The 18493-nt window shown below is 73.7% G+C and carries 13 protein-coding genes; 4 read left to right on the forward strand and 9 right to left on the reverse strand.

Features of this window, described 5'->3' with window-relative positions; all coding sequences use genetic code 11:
* Window positions 1-9 precede the first annotated feature (9 nt).
* Entirely contained in the window at window positions 10-1485 is a 1476-nt protein-coding gene (locus tag WMF44_RS21010) for a hypothetical protein (protein WP_437300884.1), read from the forward strand.
* A 6-nt stretch (window positions 1486-1491) separates the two neighbouring features.
* Here WMF44_RS21010 and WMF44_RS21015 read toward each other — a convergent pair whose 3' ends face one another.
* From WMF44_RS21015 to WMF44_RS21040, 6 genes are all read right to left on the reverse strand, one after another.
* On the reverse strand, window positions 1492-3336 hold the full coding sequence (locus WMF44_RS21015; protein WP_437300885.1) for an ArnT family glycosyltransferase: 1845 nt from the start codon (window positions 3334-3336) through the stop codon (window positions 1492-1494).
* The gene (locus WMF44_RS21020) at window positions 3333-4319 is read right to left on the reverse strand and encodes a hypothetical protein (protein ID WP_437300886.1); all 987 of its coding nucleotides are present in this window, start codon (window positions 4317-4319) and stop codon (window positions 3333-3335) included. Before WMF44_RS21020 ends, WMF44_RS21015 begins: the two co-directional genes overlap by 4 nt.
* An 8-nt stretch (window positions 4320-4327) precedes the next feature.
* Window positions 4328-6433, reverse strand: a complete 2106-nt coding sequence (locus WMF44_RS21025) for a hypothetical protein (protein WP_437300887.1) — start codon at window positions 6431-6433, stop codon at window positions 4328-4330.
* Window positions 6434-6672: 239 nt separating this feature from the next.
* Window positions 6673-8181, reverse strand: coding sequence for a metallophosphoesterase (locus WMF44_RS21030; RefSeq protein ID WP_437300888.1), 1509 nt, complete (start codon window positions 8179-8181; stop codon window positions 6673-6675).
* A gap of 193 nt (window positions 8182-8374) precedes the next feature.
* Complete coding sequence (locus tag WMF44_RS21035) at window positions 8375-9268, reverse strand: hypothetical protein (protein WP_437300889.1); 894 nt, start codon at window positions 9266-9268, stop codon at window positions 8375-8377.
* A gap of 664 nt (window positions 9269-9932) precedes the next feature.
* Entirely contained in the window at window positions 9933-10526 is a 594-nt protein-coding gene (locus WMF44_RS21040) for a Uma2 family endonuclease (protein ID WP_437300890.1), read from the reverse strand.
* 516 nt (window positions 10527-11042) lie between these two features.
* Between WMF44_RS21040 and WMF44_RS21045 the strand changes: the two genes are divergently transcribed.
* Together WMF44_RS21045 and WMF44_RS21050 are read left to right on the forward strand one after the other, a co-directional pair.
* A complete protein-coding gene (locus WMF44_RS21045; RefSeq protein ID WP_437300891.1) occupies window positions 11043-11660 on the forward strand; it encodes a hypothetical protein in 618 nt (205 codons plus the stop codon).
* 110 nt (window positions 11661-11770) lie between these two features.
* Window positions 11771-12259, forward strand: a complete 489-nt coding sequence (locus WMF44_RS21050) for a type II toxin-antitoxin system RatA family toxin (RefSeq protein ID WP_437300892.1) — start codon at window positions 11771-11773, stop codon at window positions 12257-12259.
* Window positions 12260-12316: 57 nt separating this feature from the next.
* On the opposite strand, the gene traA is transcribed toward WMF44_RS21050, so the two are convergent.
* Together traA and WMF44_RS21060 are read right to left on the reverse strand one after the other, a co-directional pair.
* Window positions 12317-13618, reverse strand: coding sequence for an outer membrane exchange protein TraA family protein (traA, locus tag WMF44_RS21055; protein ID WP_437300893.1), 1302 nt, complete (start codon window positions 13616-13618; stop codon window positions 12317-12319).
* Window positions 13619-13806: 188 nt separating this feature from the next.
* Window positions 13807-16728 carry a helix-turn-helix domain-containing protein gene (locus WMF44_RS21060; protein ID WP_437300894.1) on the reverse strand — a complete coding sequence of 974 codons (2922 nt, stop codon included), beginning with the start codon at window positions 16726-16728 and terminating at the stop codon, window positions 13807-13809.
* Window positions 16729-16851: 123 nt separating this feature from the next.
* Between WMF44_RS21060 and WMF44_RS21065 the strand changes: the two genes are divergently transcribed.
* The gene (locus WMF44_RS21065) at window positions 16852-17427 is read left to right on the forward strand and encodes a prolyl hydroxylase family protein (RefSeq protein ID WP_437300895.1); all 576 of its coding nucleotides are present in this window, start codon (window positions 16852-16854) and stop codon (window positions 17425-17427) included.
* 108 nt (window positions 17428-17535) lie between these two features.
* Here WMF44_RS21065 and WMF44_RS21070 read toward each other — a convergent pair whose 3' ends face one another.
* Window positions 17536-18402 carry an NAD-dependent protein deacetylase gene (locus WMF44_RS21070; protein ID WP_437300896.1) on the reverse strand — a complete coding sequence of 289 codons (867 nt, stop codon included), beginning with the start codon at window positions 18400-18402 and terminating at the stop codon, window positions 17536-17538.
* Between the last annotated feature and the right edge of the window lie 91 nt (window positions 18403-18493).

The following is an 18493-nucleotide window of genomic DNA, read 5'->3' on the forward strand; positions in this document are numbered from 1 at the left end:
GCGCGCCTCGTGAACGAGCGCAATCTCTCCCGCCGACTTTCCACGAGCATCGTTGACGCGTTGAAGGCGCACGGGCACATCCTCGTGGCCAGGGGCGGCGCGACGGCGCTCGCGCGCGAGCTGGAGGACAAGATGGCCGCGGACATCGCGGCCATCACGCCTCGGCTCGAGCCGTGGGCCCTCGTCGACGGAGAGCCCACGACCACGTTCGGCACCGACGAGATCGACGACCAGGTCGAGGAGCTCGTGGCGAGCCTCACGAGCACGCTGATGGAGTCCGAGCACGTCGAGGACATCTTCACCGAGGACAACGTGATCAAGCGGGATGTCTTCCGCGTGATGCGCGACGCGCTGCTCGGGCCGCGGCCCGAGCTCGGCCTCGAGGACGACGGCCCTGTGCACGTGCGCCTGGACACCCTCGGGTACGTCGCGTCGACGGTCGGCAAGCGCGCGCCGGCGCAGGTGCTGCACGAGTCGCTGACGCGCGCGGCCCAGAGCGCCGGCGGCAAGCTGACGGGCTACGATCCCGAGCTCCGCGAGGCGACCTTCTCGCTCGAGAGCAGCGACCCCGACGCGCGGCTCGAGATCGAGGAGGCGGTGGCCGACGAGCTCTCCGATCTCGTCGAGGCGAAGGTGGTGACGCTCCCGATGATGGAGCGCCGCTTCGAGCTGCAGCGCAAGATCGAGCCCGGGGCGCGCGGCGGTCTGCGCCAGCGGATCGACTCCATCGCCTCGAGGATGCTGCGCGAGGGCGGCTGTGCCGCGTCGTGGGAGCTCGCGGGCGATCGGGTCCTCAAGCTCAAGCTCACGCCGCTGTCCGAGCAGGATGCGCTCGAGGTCGACAGCCACATGACCGACTTCAAGCGTGAGATCGCGGTGGTGCTCGGCGACCCGCTCGACGAGCTCGACGTCGCCGGGAAGCCGGCCGCCGCTCCCCTGCGCAACGACGCCCCGCCGTCGCGACGCCGCGAGCCTGCTCCGGTGGCGGTGGAGGAAGAGAGCGAAGACCTCGACGACGAGGAGGAAGAAGACCTCGACGACGAGGACGAGGACGAGGACGAAGACGAAGGCCTCGACGAGGACGAGGAAGAAGACCTCGACGAGGAGGAAGAAGACCTCGACGAGGGGGACGAGGAAGAAGACCTCGACGAGGACGAGGACGAGGACGAGGACCTCGACGAGGAGGAGGCGCCCTCCAAGAAGGCCGCTCCGCGTGAGAAGCCCCGCAAGCCGGCGACGGAGCAGCCCGCGGCGAGCAAGCCCAGGGCCGTGGCGGTCCGAGGCGCGAAGAAGGAGCCGGCGAAGAAGCCGGCGGCCGCGACCAAGAAGGCGAGCGCGCCGGCGGAGAAGGCGGCGACCGGGAAGGCCGCGGCGCCGGCCTCCGTGAAGAAGGCGGCGAAGGTGCCCGCCAAGAAGGCGGCGAAGGCGCCCGCCAAGAAGGCGGCGAAGGCGCCCGCCAAGAAGGCGGCGGCGAAGAAGCGCTGATCGCGCTCAGCGGGCGCGGTTGCGGTAGACCAGGATCACCGGCACGCCATCGGGTCCAGCGATGTGATCCGGGCGCGTGGTCCCGAACGCGACCCACGCCTGGTACGCCTGCCCCAGCATGTGCTTCTCGTGGTGGTAGAGGGCGAAGTCCGCGCCCGCGACCGCCCCCACGCCGCGGATGTCCGCTCGCAGGCGCCCGTCGCGCAGCAACATCTCCCACGCCGGGCCAGCGGTGTCGTGGATGTACACCGTCCCTCGGGGTGGGACGTGCTCGTTGAGGTACGCGACGACCGCGCCCGTGGTGTACCCCCAGAACGTGCGGTTCAGCCCGAGGTTCGCCGCGCCGGGCGCGCCGCCGACCAGCGGCGTGTAGCTCGAGAGCGCCCACGGGTGCGCGTGCAGCGTCTCGGCGATGGGCGCCGCGACGACCGCCGCCCCGAGCAGCGCCGGGACCAGCGGGCCGCGCGCGAGCGCGGCCGCGCGCGTGGTGTTCGCGCCGGCGCGCGCGCGGGATCCGCGCGCGCGCCGGGAAAGCAGCAGCGCGCGTAGACCGGCGCGCGCGCGCCGCACGGCGGCGGAGAACGCGGCGCCGGCGAACAGGGCGATGAACGGGTAGGCCGTCATCCAGTGCTTCGTGCCGCCGAAGATCGGCGTGCTCGGCGAGAGCCACGCGCCGTACACAGCGGCGATGGCGAGGAACCAGAGGAGCGCCGTGCCGCCGGGGTCGTCCGCGGGCGGACGGAGCCGCGCGGCGAGCGCCCGCTCCGCGGCGAGCGCGAGCCTCCCGCCTTCCGGGGCGAGCCGCGCCGCCGCGCACGCGAGCGGATAGAGGAGGCGCTCGCGCGCTGCCGCGCAGAGCCCCGCGGCGAAGAGGACCAGCGTCACGACGGGGACCGTCGCCGCGGTCATCACGGGCGCGTAGGCCCTCGGCATCGGCGGCGTCCAGTAGTTCCGGCCGAGGAACTCCATGTTGTAGTACTCGTGGTTCAGGTGAAACGACGCGTACTCGCGGAGGCGCGGGAGCGTGTCGCGCCAGATCCACGGCCAGAGCGCGTAGAAGACGAGCGGGCCGATCGTCGCCATCGCGGCGAGCGCGGCGAGCGCTCGCCGGGCGCCTCCGGGCCGCGCAGGCGACGCCGCGGCGGCGGCCGCGGGCGCCGCCCTCGCCGCGCTCGCGCGCAGGGCGATCCGGTCCCTGAGCGCCATGCCGGCGGCGTGCGAGACGCAGACGATCGGCAAGAACCAGGAGTTGTGCTTCGTGTCGAGCGCGAGGCCGAAGGCGATCCCGGTGAGCACGGGCCACAGCGCGCCGCCGTCCCGCAGCGAGCGCCAGTAGGCGTAGGCGCACAGGGCCCAGACGGTCACGATCGGCGCGTCGAAGCACGCGAGGTGCGCCTGGTAGAAGTACCGCGGCAGCATCGCGAAGAGCGCGGCCGCGGACGCGCCGGCGAGCCGATCGCGCGCCTGCGTGCCCCAGAGGTACACGAGCGCCACCCCCACGCCCGACAGGACCATCGCGGGGAACCTGTAGCTCGTGCCCTCCATGGCGAAGAGCCCGAGCCGCTTCTGCAGGACGAGGTTGGAGAGCGCGAAGAGCGACTTGATGAGGCCGGGGTGCTCGTGGTTCACCGACCAGGCGGCGTCGACGCGCCGCGGATCGAGCGCCGCGCGCGGCGCGTCGAGGAGCGCCTGGAACCACGCGCCGTAGCGGTCCGCGGCGAAGAAGTAGAAGCCCTCGTCGCGCGCGTAGCCGAGATCGCCCGCGGTCGCGAGCAGCAGGGCGACGTACGCGGCCGCGAACGCGAGCGCGATCAGGCCGTCGGCGGGCGCGAGGGGCGCCGGGCGCTTCATCGGGTGTCCGCCTCGAAGCAGTAGTGGCGGTGCGTGAAGTCGGCGGACCTCACGGCGAACTCGACCTCGGCCTCGGCCGCGCCCGCGTGGGCGCCGAGCGGGAACTCGAACGCCGCCCACCCGTCGCCGTCGGCGTGCGTCGCCTCGCCCGCGGCCTCGCCGTTCACGCGCACGGACAGCGTGACCGGCGCGCCCCGCCGCTCCCGCTCGATGATCCAGTACATGCCCGCGTGCCCTCGGATCACCGAGCCGAGCGGGACGCCGCGGAAGCGCGTGACGATCTCGCCGTCCCTCGGCGGGTGGGACCAGATGCACCGGCGAGGGCGGAACTCCTCGTCCGCGATCACCGTGACGCCCACGTTGAAGAACGGGCCGCCGGGGCACTCGAAGCGCTCGGCGGGGAACGTCGGGTTCCCGCCGAGCCCGCCGGCGGCGATCCGCGCGCGCGGGTTCCAGCGGCACGCGGCCGGAGGATCCGTGACGCGCACGTCGGCCGACGCCGGCGCGACGCTGTCGACGAAGTCGTAGACGACGCGCGCGGGCGACGGGTTCACGAGGCGCCGGAGCACGAAGGGGCCGCGCTCCTGCCGCGCCTCCTCGCGGAAGCCCGCGAGCTCCTCGGCGCGCTCGCCGAGGACGCTGATCTCGACCGCGGCCGCGTAACGGCTCTCGTCGGGCCGCGCGGCGTCGCGGAGCGGCATCAGCTCGTCCCCGAGCGCGCGGCGCGCGGCCGGATCGGCCCATCCAGGCGCGACGAGCACGAGGTCCCCCGGCTGCTTCATCGCCGCGAGGGGCGCCGCGACCTCGCGCCAGGCGTCGAAATCCGGAGCTCTTTCGCTGAAGTACACGTGCGCCACCAGCTCTCCGAGGCCGAGCGCCGGCAGGCCGAGCAGGGCGAGCAGGCCGAGGGCGCGGCGCCGGCCGCGCGCGCTCGTCGCCTCGCCCGCGGGCGCGGCGGTCTCGCGGGGTTGTGCCGGGATCACGGAGGACCCTACAGCTCGATCGCGTAGACGACGCTGCCGAGCGGCATGCGCTGCATGCGCTCCTCGATCACGCCGCGGAGCGCCTTCCAGGCGCCTGCCTTCTCGACGTACGTCTCGCGGAGGCGCAGCGCGCCGGCCTTGTCGCCGCGCGCCTTGATCCCGAGCACCGCCCTCGCGAGCGCCTCCGCCGCCGCGGGCAGCTTGTCCGACTGGATCGAGAAGCACCCCTTGTCCGCGCCGTTCGCCGCGGTCTCGCCGCGGTAGAAGCCGATCGCTCCTGCGTCGAGCAGGCTGCCGAGCTGGATCGCGGCGAGGTGACCATATGGCCGCGGCTCGCCGCCCGCTGTGTACATGCCCTGCCCCACCTGCCCGAGCGCCCAGATCACGTCCCTCACCTCGGACATGCGGGCGAGCGCCGGGTCGAGGACGCCCTTCTGCGCGAGCCAGCCGGTGAAGAAGAGCGCGCCGGTCTGGGCCTTGAGCTCCTCGAGCATCGAGGCGAGCGGGCCGCCGAAGAGCTCGTCGTCGGTCTTGCCCTGCACCTTGTAGCCCTGCGCCGGACCCAGGTTGTGGGCCGCCTCGTGCAGCACCGTCCCGAGCGCGGCCACGGGGCGCTCGAGGGACACGCTCTCCATCGTGGTCTTGCAGAGGAGCGACGCGGCGGCCTCCCGGAGCGCGGCGCGGCTGTCGTCGTCCTGCAGGAGGTTCACCATGACCACGGTGCGGCCGCGGCCTTCGGTCGCGACAGGCCCCCAGTTCGGCAGGCTCTGCCCTGCCGTCCCGCCGGTCGCGGCGCGCGACTCGCCGGCGTTCAGGAGGACGTCGATGAAGTCGGGCAGGTGGAAAGCGACCTTGCGCGCCCTGTACGGCGCGCCCGCGAGGCCCGCGAAGGCCGTCTCCATGTCGGACTTCACCGGATCGAGCTTCTTCTGCCAGGTCAGCGACTCCTGGTTGATCCGCGCGAAGCTCACGTGGAAGCCCGCCTTGCGGCTGCACGGCTCCCAGTAGGTCTCGTCCGGCCCCACGCGCAGGTACCACGCCGAGTTCTCGGCGTTCATCTTCGCCCAGGGCTCGTCCGCGGCCTCCCAGCGGTTGTCGAGGAACGCCTGCGACGCCGCGAGCAGGTAGGCCTTGAACGCGGCCTCGCTCGGGCTCTGGATCGCCTCGGCCGCCGCCTTGAGCTCCCGGCTCACCGCCTCCATCTCGGGCTTGTAGGCCTCGCTGTAGGGCACGGCCCTGAGGGCGCCGCGCTCCTCGACCACGACGGTGAAGGGAGAGAGGAGCGCCTTCTGATCCGGGCGCGCCTCGAGCGCGGCGCAGAACTTCTTGTCCTGCTGGAGGCGCGCCGGATAGACGCCGGTGACGCGGGGCGGCCTGCTCGGCAGCGCGCTGCAGTCCGGATTGTCACGCGTCCTCGGTTGCTGGCACCAGGGCCCCTGGTTGCGCCAGAACAGCGCCCGGCTGGCGGGGTCGTCGGCCGGGATCTGGTCGGCCATGCCGGCGGAGCCGAGCTGCTTCGCGTGGATCTGCTCGATGAGCTCGGCCACCTTGAGCAGGTGGCCGACGATGGCGCGGTCCTCGGCCGGCGCGCCGCGGAAGTCGGACCGGAGGAGCGAGGGGCGGCCGGCCGAGAGCTCCGCGAGGACGGCATCGCGGCGGCGCACCTCGGCCTCGTCGAGGCCAGCGCGCAGGTGGCCCTCGGCCTTGACCCTGGTCATCGCGGCATACGCCGACGTGAACGCCGGGGTGAAGGCCCCGGAGGCGACCCAGGCCGGCGCCGGCGTGTGGCGCCAGAGGGCGGAGACCTCGTCGGGATCGACGGCGCCCGAGCCGTTGCGGTCGGCGATCCAGAACAGCGGGAGATCGAGCTCCACGGCGATGCGGTTGAGCTCGATCCGGGGGATCTGATCGAAGCGCGGGGCCTGGGGCGCGGCCGGGGTGGGCGTGGGCGCGGGTGTCGCGGCCGGCGGCGGCTCGGCCGGCAGAGGGGGGTGCGGAGCCGAGCAGGATGCGCCCGCGGCGAGGGCGGCGAGCCCGGCGAGGGGGGTGGCGAGCCCGGCGAGGGCGGCGAGCGGGGCGCGGCGGGACGGCGGGATCGGGAGGGAGATCTTCATGGCTGGAGCTCCGAGGGGCCCTTGACCTGCGAGGCGCGCGGGGCGGCCGGGAGGCCCGCGAGAGCGACGAGGCGCGCCGCGAGAGCGCCCGGCGCCCTGGTCGCGCCGCGAGAACGCCTCCCCGCGCGATCGGCCGCCGGACTGCCAGACGCGCAGGAGCGTAGAACAAGGACGCCCGGAGAGGGGGTGTTTCTACGCGCGGGCAGGAAGGAGCGTTGTCCGGCGGCGCGGGAGCGGCCTCATGCGGAGGGACGGACGTCCGCCGCCCTGGGCAGCCGCTGCCCGAAGATGCCTGCCAGGAGCTCCCCTGCCCCGTAGTAACAGAGATAGCCGGCCAGCACGAACTTGAGAGGCACCGCCGACGCGGGCAAGAACAGCAGGACGAGGCCGGCGAGCGTCGAGCCAGCGCCCACGACGAAGAGCCACCTCGACTCCACCATTCCCTTGAGCACGATCGACGCCGCGACGCGCAGCGCGCCGGAGATGAACGCCCAGAATCCAACGAAGACCGCGAACATCTCGACCATGGTACCGCGACGGAGCACGACGAGGCCGAGGAGGAGGCTCGCCACGCCGCGCACGCGGGAGAGCAGGCGCCGGACGGGCGGCTCGCGCGACGCACCGACGAGCGACAGGGCGCCATCGATGAGCGCGTAGGCGGCGAAGGCCGAGACGAGCAGGCGCCACCCCGCGGAGGAGCCCTGACCGAGGGAGATCGTCAGGGCGCCGGCGCCCACGGCGAGCGCGAGGGCGCCTTGCGCGATGAGGATCCACCGGGAGCGCTCCGGGCGCGTCGGCTTCGGGAACATCGTCCTCGCGGCGGAGATGGCCGCGGCGACCGGGCTCTTCGTCGCCGGACGTGCGCGATCGGGCGCCGCGTCCGGGAGCACGAGGGGCATCGCGCGCTCGACGGCGCGACCGTCTTTCCACTCCAGATAGCGGACATGTCCGTCCGGAGAGATGCGAAGGAACGAGTTCAGAGGCCCGGCCCATGAACCGCTGTTGAAATACCAGTCACCGATGGCGCCTGCCTTGTGGGTGTGCCCGAGGACGGCCACGTCGTATGCGCCCGTGTCGAGCTCCGCGCGGACCCCGACCACGTGCTCGCCGAGCCGGTCCGGGTTCTGCGCCGGCGTCAATGCCCCGCTGGGGGACGGGTCCCTCTCCGTCACGCGCTGGCTCATCGCCGCCAGGGTGCGCTTCCAGATCGTCAGTATCGAGTCGCCGAACTTCTCGAGGACGTCCTCCACGCTCTCGCCGCCCTTGAGGAGAGGAGAGCCGTTCTCGTCCTCGGCGACGCCGGCGAGGATGGAGAACATGCGGCCGAAGCCAGGCTCGTCCCCGGCGTTGAACGGATCGGTCTCGTGCCCGTGGCAGAAGTGGAACCGCTTGCCGCCGAGCTGTCGGGTGAACGGCGCGCGCATGCACGCGAAGAAGGGGTGATTGAGGAGGTCCGTCTCGATGAAGTGCACGAGATCGACGTCATGGTTGCCGGGCACGTAGACGAGCCTCAGCGCGGCGAGCTGGTCGAGGAGCGCCCGCCGCTTCACGAACAGGAGGCTGAGGTTCATCTGCCAGAGCTCGAAGAGGTCGCCGAGGATGAAGAGCTCGCCCCCCTCGCTGCCCACGTGGTCGAGGAATGCACGCAGCTGCGACGTCTTCCTGCCTGCCTCGAAGTTGTCGCGCGCGCCGCCGTCACCGATGTGCAGATCGCTGATGACGAAGATATCCCTGGCTGCGCCATCCATTGCCCTGCTCCAGGGTGGAGCGATCCCGCCATGAGCGGCGGCCGCGTCCCCCACCCCGCGCGCGTCGCAAGCCGCGTGCCGCGAGCGACGATGTGCAGGAGGGCGAGCGCCGGGCGAGCGGACGGCGCGGGGGGGCAGCGCCACACCGCACGGGCGCTTTCGGCCGCGCGCGGCGCGGTAGGCTGCGCGCCGCTTACGGCGACGACGCGACGGCGGGTTGCGAGACGGCGCCGTGGCTACCGTCTTCACCCGCGTCCTCGCCGCCGCCCGCTTCTGCCTCGATCTCCTCCTCTTCGCTCACGTCGTCGACAGCGGTGCTCGACACGCGCGACAGGAGCTTCGGGGTCACCTCCTCGAACGCGTCGCCGTGGAAGTAATACCCGATCTTCCGGAGGTCGGCGTAGCGACGGACCAGGAGGGTCCAGAGCCGGTCGCGCATCGTCTCGGCCTCGCCGCGCTGCTTTGCCGCGGGCCGGCGGGCCCCCTCGGGGGTGAGGGTGTCGAGCAGCCACTCGCTCGCTTCCCGCAGCTGCTCGAACTCCTCCTGGCTGAAAGGGTGCTTTCCGCGGAGCGCGACCGCGTGCTCCTCGTAGAGGTGAGCCAGCGCCATCCCGTCGCTGGCGAGATCGTACTTGCCGCTGCCGGCGCGGATCTCGGCCACGACGTCCTTCGGCAGGAGCCCCCGCTTGGCCAGGGTCTCGGCGAGCGTGAGCATCGGCTCGCGCAGCTCGATCACGACCTTCAGCCTGGCCTCGATCTCACCGGAGCTGGCCGGCTTCGCCGTGACGCGGGTAGCGGCGAAGACCAGGGCCCGGCCGAGGTCCGGCAGCGCGAGCACGTCGTCGAGCGGCAGCTCGGGCAGCGCTCGCCGGATCCGCGCGGGCTCCGCGCAGGCGGCCTGGACGCCGCGCTTCACGTTGGCGAAGGCGATCCGCACATCCGCCCGACAGACCTCGACATCGCGGTCCGGGAGCGCCATGGCCTGCGGGGCAAAGCGCTTGTAGCAGGCGTGGTAGGTTGTCTTTGCCGTGGGAGTCGCCGTGGGCGCCTTCCCGGTGTGTGCTTGTTGGGTCTTGGCTTTGGCCATCTTGGGAACCTACGTCCAGGCGAGCGCGACGGTAGGTCACAGCGCCGCCGGATGTGTGCTCGGAGGAGCGCAGGATCTCGACGCGAGGGGGATGGGGCTGCGAAGGGAGGCGTCCTCGTGGCCGCGGACCTCGGGGCGGATGTGGATGGGGTCACGTAGTGTCATTTCGTAGGCCGATCTGTAAACGGTTGGACACACGTAGTGTCATTTCGCAGGCCGATCTGTAAACGGCGGGACACACGTAGTGTCACTCCGTATGCCCTCCTCTCGATGGGGGGACGCACGTAGTGTCACCCGGCAGGACGCCACGGCGGTGGAGCGATCCACGTGACCTCCGGTAGCGCCCGCCGTGCGGGGGCCACCGGCCGCGCTACGGTGCAGACCGCCGGCGCAGGGCCAGCTGGCGCAGGCGGGCGCGGAGGTCCGAAGGGATTGGCGCGGCGTGCAGGTCGCGAGGGCGGCGAACGCAGCGCGCCGGATACGTACAGCCGCCACTCTGCTGGATCGAGCGCCGTGGCTCCCGTTCCTGGATGCGGGCTTCCCCGCAGAGGGCCCACTCCGCTGCGGAGGCTCCGGTCCTCGACGCGCCCGTGACCTCGCGCGACGACTTCCGGGCAAGCCGCTCATCGAGCCGAAGTAGCGAGGCTCATCACGAATACCGGAGTCACCCCTCTGCCGCCGTCGCGACCTGGGAGAACGGGTCTCGGTAAACCTCGTCTACCGACAGAGCGCACCCGATCGCCTCCAGATGTGCGCCCTCTCCAGCGCGGGCCTCCCGGAGCGTCCACGAGTCGTCCTCGTTGCGGTGAAACACCTCGATGCGCTGCTCGTGCTGCGAGACGAGCACGTACTCCCGGAGCGAGGGGATCCGCCGGTAGTGCGCGAACTTCTGCCCACGGTCGTAGGCCTCCGAGCTCTCGGAGAGGACCTCGACCAGGACGATCGGGTTGAGCGCCGCGTCCTTGTCCTCGCGATCGCGCTCGAGCCTCCCGCAGACGACGCTGACGTCAGGGTACGTGGCGAGCCCGGTCGCCTGCACGCGGACGCGCAGATCGGAGGAGTAGACCGCGCAGGGTCGCCCGCGGAGCTGCGCCCGGAGCTCGGCGCCGACGCTCAGGCACAGGCGCGCGTGCTCCGGCGTCACGCCGGCCATCGCGAAGATCTCGCCGTTCAGGAACTGGTGCTTCGTCGGGCTCGCCCGCTCCTGCTCGAGATACTCGGCGTGTGTCCAGACAAGCTTGCGCGCCGGCTCGTTCATGGTCGAGGCCAGTATGCCACGCGGGCTCCTCCACGAGACAACGGAGCTGTGAGCCTCCTCCGAGGGCAGGTCGTCGCCTCCCGCCCGCTCACTTCGGCTGCGTGGCCCGCAGCGACGGCTGCTCCTCCTGATGATTCCGGTACGCCTCGCTCACGGCGTAAGCCGCCGCGGCCGCCACCGACGCGCGGCCCAGGGCTGCTGCGGAGCCGGGGGCACAGCTGCCGGGGGCGGCGCGGCGTAAGGGCCGGCCGGCGCCTGGACCGGCTCGCACACGCAGCCCGCCACGGCGTGGTCCACGAGCACGTAAGGCGGACATCCGCATCCCGAGCGAGTAACAGGAGCTGGCGCAGTGGGTCGGCCCGCGCTCCGCGGATACGATCTCGAATCCGCGCGAGCTCGGGGGCTTCATGGGCCGTCCTGCCCGAGGGCGTGCCGCCGTGTTACCCTGTCGCCGTTTCTGATACGGCCGGTATCGAGATCGAGCGGTCTACCCAGCGAGCTCTACCAGGTGAAGCCATGAAAATGCACGATGGGTACCTCGCCTTGCTGGCCTCCGGGGGTAAGCGGAAGCTCAGGGCCAACTCGCTGCTGGCCTACGGAGACGAAGAGAGCCGCTTCGAGGCAGCCGTGCTGTTTCACGAGGCGGCCGACATCGAGAGACGCGCGCTCTCGCTCCTGGAGCATGTCGAGCCCGAGACCCGCCTGAGGGCAGCGGTCGAACGGTGCGCATGCCTGGTCATGGGCTTCGACGTCGTGGAGGCAGCGCGCGCCTTCCGCGAGGTGGAGGAGGCCAGCGCGGCCGTGCCTCAGGAGACCGCAGACGCGCACCGGGATCGGCTCGATCGTCTGTACTTCGCCGCGCGGCAGGATCTCACGGAGGTCCTGAAACGAGCGCCCGTACTGACCTCATCCCGTTTCCGATGGGAGGAGATCGCCGAAACGGACCGGCCGCGCGCGTGCGCCGAGCTCGATACGCTCCTTCAACGCTTCCCCGGCGAGTCGACGTTTCATCTCGTCGATGCCATGGCAGCGCTCGGCGAGCGCCGCTTCGACGATCTCGGCCGGGCCGTGCGACGGGCACACCGGCTGTGCCCGGACAACCCGCTCCTCCGGGCTTACCCATGCTCCTCGTGATCGCCCAGTCCATCGCCTACCTCGGCTCCGCAACGACGCGCGAAGAGGCCGAGGCGGACCCTCGCCATCGCTCTCCTCATCGCGATCCCCGCGGCCCTATCCTCGGCGCCATGCCCACGATCCAGTGCACCGCCGAGATCGACGCCGCCTGCGACGAGCTCTTCGCGCTGTCCCAGGACTACGCTCTCCGGCTCGAGTGGGACCCGTTCCTCCGCGAGATGCGCTACCGCGACGGCGCGACCGAGCCCGCCGTCGGCGTGCGGGTGTGGGTGCGGGCGAAGAACGGGCTGTCCATGGAGGCGCGTTACATCACCCTGAACCCGCCGGAGCAGGTGGCCATCACGATGGTCGAGGGGCCGCAGATCTTCCGCCAGTTCTCGGGCGCATGGATCTTCAAGGCGCTGTCGCCGCAGCGGACGCGCGTCACCTTCCGCTACAACTTCGCCGCGCGCCCGCAGGCCCTCGCCCCGGTGCTGGAGCCGGTGATGGCTGGCGTGCTGAGGCGCGACATCGAGCAGCGCCTCGCCGGGCTCAAGAAAAGCGCCGAGACGACGGACATCCTGCAGCGGCTGCCGGGGCGCGGCCCGGCAGCCCTCTGACGCGCGGGCAAGGCCGCGCCGCGGGAGCTCAGCGCGAGCCGCGCTCCGTGGACCCGCTCACCGCGAGGCCGCGCGCGTCCGGCGACGAGCGCCCGCGAGCGCGAGCCCGAGCCCCGCGAGCGCGAAGGCGAGCCCGCCGCCCTGCCGCCCCTCGCCGCCGACCCGGCACCCGCAGCCGCCGTCGTCGCCCTCCGCGTCTGGCTCGGACGCCGCGCCGCCGCCGCTCCCACCCGCGCCGCCCCCGCCCCCGCCGGTCCCGCCGGCGCCCGCGTCGGGGCCGGGCGGCACCGCGCAGGCGTGCGCCTCGAGGTCGCAGGCCTCGCCGTCATCGCAGTCCGCATCGCTCACGCACGCGACGCACGCCGGCGTCCCCTCCACGAGGGCGCAGCGCGGCGCCGCCGCGCTGCACGGGTTGCACGAAGGCCCGCAGAAGGCGTCGATGACACACGGCGCACACAGCGCGGCGTCGTTGCAGTAGGAGCCCGCCTCGCAGCCGTTGTTTCCGGTCTGGCCGACGAACTCGCGGCCGCACTGCGCGCAGGCGTCCTCGTCCGGCGCGGAGGCGTCGCCCGCCACGCTCCGATGGAACGCCGCCGGCGCGAGGAGCGTGAAGCCGGACTCGGCGAGGCTCGGGCCGGCGGCCTCGCCGGACTTGAGCTGAAAATCCTGGAACTCGCCTACCAGGAGCGACACCTCGAGCTCTGAATGCTCGACGATCGCGGCATAGAGGATCTCGACGGGGTACAGGCCCTCCTCGCCGAACGTGACGGTATTCGTCATTCGCCAGCTGGGCGCGCCGAGCGCGGGTGGCTGCACAAGCACCGGATAGGCGGCCTGCGCCGAGTCGTAGATCACGAGGGCCACGGCGTCGTCGGCGTAAATGCCAAAGTGGACAGGCTGCTCGACGTACTCGGGCGGCACCGCCAGATAGCCGCGCAGGCGCATGCCGAACGCCGCGTCGGGCTCGTTCGCGACGAAGTCGCACCCTCCCGCCGGGCAGTCGGAGACAGCGTCCGTGAAATCGCCGAAGCTCGCCCCGCTCCCGGCGTCGTACTTGTTCGAGAGATCGAGCGGTGTGCGCACCACGGAGCTCACGAGCTCTTCCTCCCCCGCGTCGAAGAACGTGCTCATCTTCTCGATGAAGCCCGCGCTTTCGCCCGTCGGAACCCAGAAGTCGACATCCGGCGCGGACGATGGCCTTTGCGCGGCGCACAGGCCCGTTCCTCCCTCGGCGGGGAGCGGCGCTACAGGACCTCCCTCGATGATCACTGGCTCGGCGTTGGCGGAGCCCGGTGCTCCCAGCGCCGTGGAGAGGGCGAGCACGAGAGAGATCGTCAGCTTGGGACATCGGTGGAACATGGTCGCTCCTGGCAAGGAAAACAGCGCAACTGCGCGGCCGCTCGCATGCGACCCGCGATTCACGGCACGTTATCCCGCGCTCGTAACGCGGAGCCCGGAAATCCCCTTCGCGGCAAGATCCCGACGGCGAGCAGCGGAGTGTCCGCCCTCGTCGTTCCGCTCGCCGGCGCGCGCAGCGGGCCACGCCCTCATCCGCCTAGCCGCGCGAGCGCCTCCCGCGACGCGCCGGCCCCGGGGTGGCGCAGGCGCGCCCGCAGCGCCGCCGCCTCGGCGAGCAGCTCCCGCCCTCGCGCGCGCTCCTCGCCGCGCGCCGCCGCCGCGCGCGCCACGCCCGCCCAGTGCAGCGCGTCCGCCCTCGCCCACGCGTCCTCACCCGCCCACGCCACCGACGAGTCGGCGAGCGCCGTCGCGGACGCCGCCGCCCCCGCGCCGCGCGCGAGCGCGCACCGCGCGGCGACGACCGCGAGCCGGGCGCGGAACGGGCCGAACCCGCACGCCTCGGCGACATGCAGCCCCTCCAGCGCCTGCCGCGCGCCGTCGTCGAGCCGGCCAGCGGCGAGCGCGATCCGCGCCGCGAGCTCGTGGCACCGCAGCGCGACCTCCACCTCGCCCGTCGCGGCAGCCCAGCGGCGCGCCTCGACGAGGTGCGCCTCGGCCGGCGCGACGTCGCCGCCGCCGCCCTCGCCGCCGTCGCCGCCGTCCAGCAGCGCGAGGCCGAGCAGCGTGTGGCCGTGCGCGACGTGCCCCTCCCAGCCCCTCCGCCTGCACTCGGCGATGTTCCGCTCCGTGGCCTCGCGCGCCTCGTCGCGGCGCCCGAGCGCGAGCGCGTGCTCCGCCTCCCAGAGCGCGCGGCGCGCCACCGGCGCGTCGCCCAGCGCCCGCAGGCGCGCGAAGCGCTCGCCCGCCGCGTCGACCTCGCCGAGGTCGTGCAGCACCGCGGCGAGCAGCGCCAGCGCGCGCACGGCGTGGACCTGGTCCACGTGGGCCGCGGCGCGACGGGCGCCCTCCGCGGCGCCGCCGGCGATCTCGGCCGACCGCTCGAGCAGGCGGCGCGCGCCGGTCAGGTCGCCCCGCAGCCGCTCCGTGTACGCGAGCGTGCGCAGGCCGGTCGCGATCGGGGCCGGGTCGGCGAGCGCCCCGGCGATCTCGTTGTGCGCCTCGTAGCAGGCGCAGGCGAACGCGAGATCCCCGAGCGCGCCCGCGTAGAGCCCCGCGTCGTACGCGAGCGACGCGCGCACCCGCGCGGGCAGCGAGGCCGGCATGCCGCGGGGGTCGTCGCCGCCGGCGAACGCGCGCAGGATGCGGGCGCCGCGGGCCATGTCGCCGAGCTTGAGCCCGAGGTGCGCGAAGCCGCCGAGGGCGAGCGCGTAGATGTCGTACGCCTCGCCCGCGCGCCCGGCGCCGAGCAGCTCGGTGAGGATGGCCTCGTACGCGTCGACCGCCTCGCGCTCCCGCGGCGCCCGGCGCGGCGCCTCGTCGAGGCGCGGCGGCGGCGGCGGCGCGGCGCTCCCCGCGGCGTGGACGCGCTCCGGCGGCACGCCGAGCAGCGACTTGAAGTGCTGCCGCACGAAGGGGTGCGTCGAGTAGCAGCGCTCGCCCGGGCGCGCCGCGAACACGAGCCCCAGCCGCTCGAGCCGGGCGAGCCCGCGCGCGAGCTCCGCGGCGCCCCACGCCGCCATGGCGCCGGCGATCTCGCCGCCGGCCCGGACCAGCTGGAGCAGCGCCTCCTCGCCCGCGCCGCCGGGGAACACCGAGAGGCGCGCGAGAAGATCCCGCTCGCCCGGCGGCAGCGCGCGCGCGTAGGCCGACAGCACCGAGCTCAGGCGGCGCGCGAGGACGTCGTCCTGCTCGGCCCCGGCGAGGTGCGCCGCCTGCGCCGCGGAGAGCCGCCCCGCGTCGCCGCCGAGGAACGCGCCCACGTAGGAGCCGACGACGGCGACCGACAGCGCGTGGCCGCCCGTCGTCTCGAGCAGCGCGCCGAGGGCGCCGTCGTCGCCGCGGATGCCCCAGCGGCGCAGGAGCGACGCGGCGTCGCCCTCGCAGAGCGGCTCGGGCCGGATCGTCGCGAGCCCGCCCTCGGCCCAGGCGGACAGATCCGCGAGCTCGAAGCGCGACGTGACGAGCGCCCGCGCGCCGCCGAGCCCGGACGCGATCGCGCAGAGCAGCCGCCGGAGGAGCGCGTCGTGGAGCTCGCCGTGCGCGCGCCCTCCGCCCCCCTCGGCCTGCACGGTCTCGAGCCCGTCGAGCACGAGCAGGTGCGGCGGCCCCTGCCCCAGCGCCTCCTTCAGCCGCGCGAGCTGCTCTCCGGGCGCCTCGGGCCGCGACGCCGCCGGGCCCGAGGCGCCCGCGCCCGGCGCGAAGTAGGCGGCCGCCTGGTCGAGGAACGCCTCGGTCCTGGGGTCGTCATAGAAGCTCCAGACGAGCACCCCGCCGGGCCGCGGGGCGTCGCCGAGCCCCTGGAGGAAGCGCTCGGCGATCGCGGTCTTGCCCGCCCCGCCGACGCCGAGGAGCGCGATCACCCGGGGGCGCGGCGGCGAACCGCCGGCCCACGCGGCGAGCCGATCGAGGATCTCGGCGCGCCCGACGAAGTGCCGCGCTCGCTGGAGCGTGTGCGCGTGCAGCGGGCGCCACGCCGGCGCGGCTCCCCGCGACGGCGCGGGTGTGCCCGCCGGCGCCTTCACCGCTGCCTCCTCGTCGGGCGCCCTCCCCGCCCCGGCGGGCGCCCTCCACGCTTCAGCGGGCGCCCTCCCCGCCCCAGCGGGCGCCTCCGCGGCCTGGCTCGATGCAGCCGCTTCCTCTGCGGCGGGATCCGCCGCCGGCGCGGCCTCGGCATCGGCCTCGACGACGAGCAGCTCCGCCTCGACGAGGCCGAGCTCGGCGCCGAGCCGCTCGAGGATGCGCCGCCGGGACGGGCTCCGGACCGAGAAGCCGAGCCGCGGATCGTTGACCGCGCCCGACTCGTAGCGGCGGTAGGTCCGCACGTCGACGCCGATCGACGCGGCGACCTGCTCCTGCGTCAGGTCGAGATCGAGCCGCGCCCGCTGGAGGAGCGTGTGGTTGAAGCGGACCGCGGGCTCCGCGCCGCGGCCCGCCCTGGAGACCCGTGCCATCGGTGCGAGCGCTCGATCATCGGCGATGCGGCGCTCTCCTGTCCACCGCGCTGCCCGGTCCTGCCCGGTCCTGCCCGGGTCCCGCCCTTCCGGATCCGGTCCGCCCGGACCCACGCTCCACGCATGAGCACCCTGCACGCCGAACGGACCGCCCAGTGCACCGACTACACCGACGATCTCCGCATCTTCACGGTGACGAACGTCCTGTCGCCCGAGGAGTGCGAGGCCTTCATCGCGCTCGCCGAGGCGCGAGGCTTCGAGCAGGCGCCGATCGGGGGCACCGAGGTGATCAACCTCGAGGTGCGCAGGAACGGCCGCGTCATGATCGACGATCCGGAGCTCGCCGCGAGCCTCTGGGAGCGGCTCGCGCCGTGGACGCCGCGGCGCTTCGGCCTCCACCGCGCCGTCGGGCTGAACGAGCGCTTCCGCTATTACCGGTACACCGAGGGAGAATATTTCAACTGGCACGGCGATGGGTCGTTCGTGCGATCCGACGGCGAGCGGAGCCTCTACACTGCGATGCTCTACCTGAACGACGACTTCGAGGGCGGCACGACCGACTTCTGGGGCGGCCGGAGCATCGCCCCGCGGCGCGGCATGGCGCTGCTGTTCGAGCACCGCCGGCTCCACCGCGGCGCCGCCGTGACACGGGGGAGCAAGTACGTCCTCCGCAGCGACGTGATGTACCGGCGCGGGTAACGCCGGCGCCGCGGTCGCGCCGGCGCTCGGCGCCTCAGCGCGGCGCCGCGGTCGCGCCGGCGCTCGGCGCCTCAGCGCGGCGCCGCGGTCGCGCCGGCGCTCGGCGCCTCAGCGCGGCGCCGCGGTCGCGCCGGCGCCGAGCGCCTCGGCGAGGCGCGGCAGCACCTCGCCGGCGCGGGCCTCGATCTTCAGCGCGCCGAGCTCCTCGCCGCGCGCGGAGCCGAGGTTGATCATGGCGATCGGGATGCCTCGCTGCGCGGCGCGCAGCACGAAGCGGTAGCCCGAGAAGACCGCCAGCGACGAGCCGACGACGAGGAGCGCGTCCGCCGCGTCCACCAGCGCGAACGCCGCGTCGACGATCGGCCGGGCCACGTTCTCGCCGAAGAAGACGACGCGCGGCTTGAGCGGCCCCTCGCAGCGGAGGCACGGCGGCGCACGGAAGCCCGCCACGCGCTCGGCGGGCAGGTCGGCGTCGCCGTCGGGGGCGAGGTCGGCCGCGAGGCGCAGCCAGCCGGGGTTCTGGGCGAGGAGCCGCTCCTGGAGGGCGGCGCGCCGCTCCATCGCGCCGCACGCGAGGCAGGCGACCTCGGAGAGCGTCCCGTGCAGCTCGATGACGCGACGGCTGCCCGCGGCCTGGTGGAGGCCGTCGACGTTCTGCGTGATGAGGCCATCGAGCTGCCCCGCGTGCTCCAGCCGCGCGAGGGCGCCGTGGGCGGGGTTCGGCTCGGCCCTGGAGAACCGCTCCCAGCCGATCACGGCGCGCGCCCAGTAGCGCTGCCGGATCTCGGCCGAGCGGCAGAACTCCCGCCCCTGGATCGGGTTCCGCGCGCGGCGCCGCGTCTCGGGCCCTCGATAGTCGGGGATGCCGGACTCGGTGCTGCACCCCGCGCCCGTCAGGGCGACGATCCGCTTGCCGCGCAGGAGCGCGACGAGGTCGTCGAGCGGATCGGCCGGACGCGCTTCGCTGAGCGGCATATGCCCGGGTTGTGGCCCGCCACGGCGCGCGCCGCCAGCGTCGACCGCGCCATCCTGCAAACGAGCTCACCACGACATCTCGCTTGACCGG

Source organism: Sorangium sp. So ce426 (assembly GCF_051475585.1).
Taxonomy (GTDB): Bacteria; Myxococcota_A; Polyangia; order Polyangiales; family Polyangiaceae; genus Sorangium; species Sorangium cellulosum_B.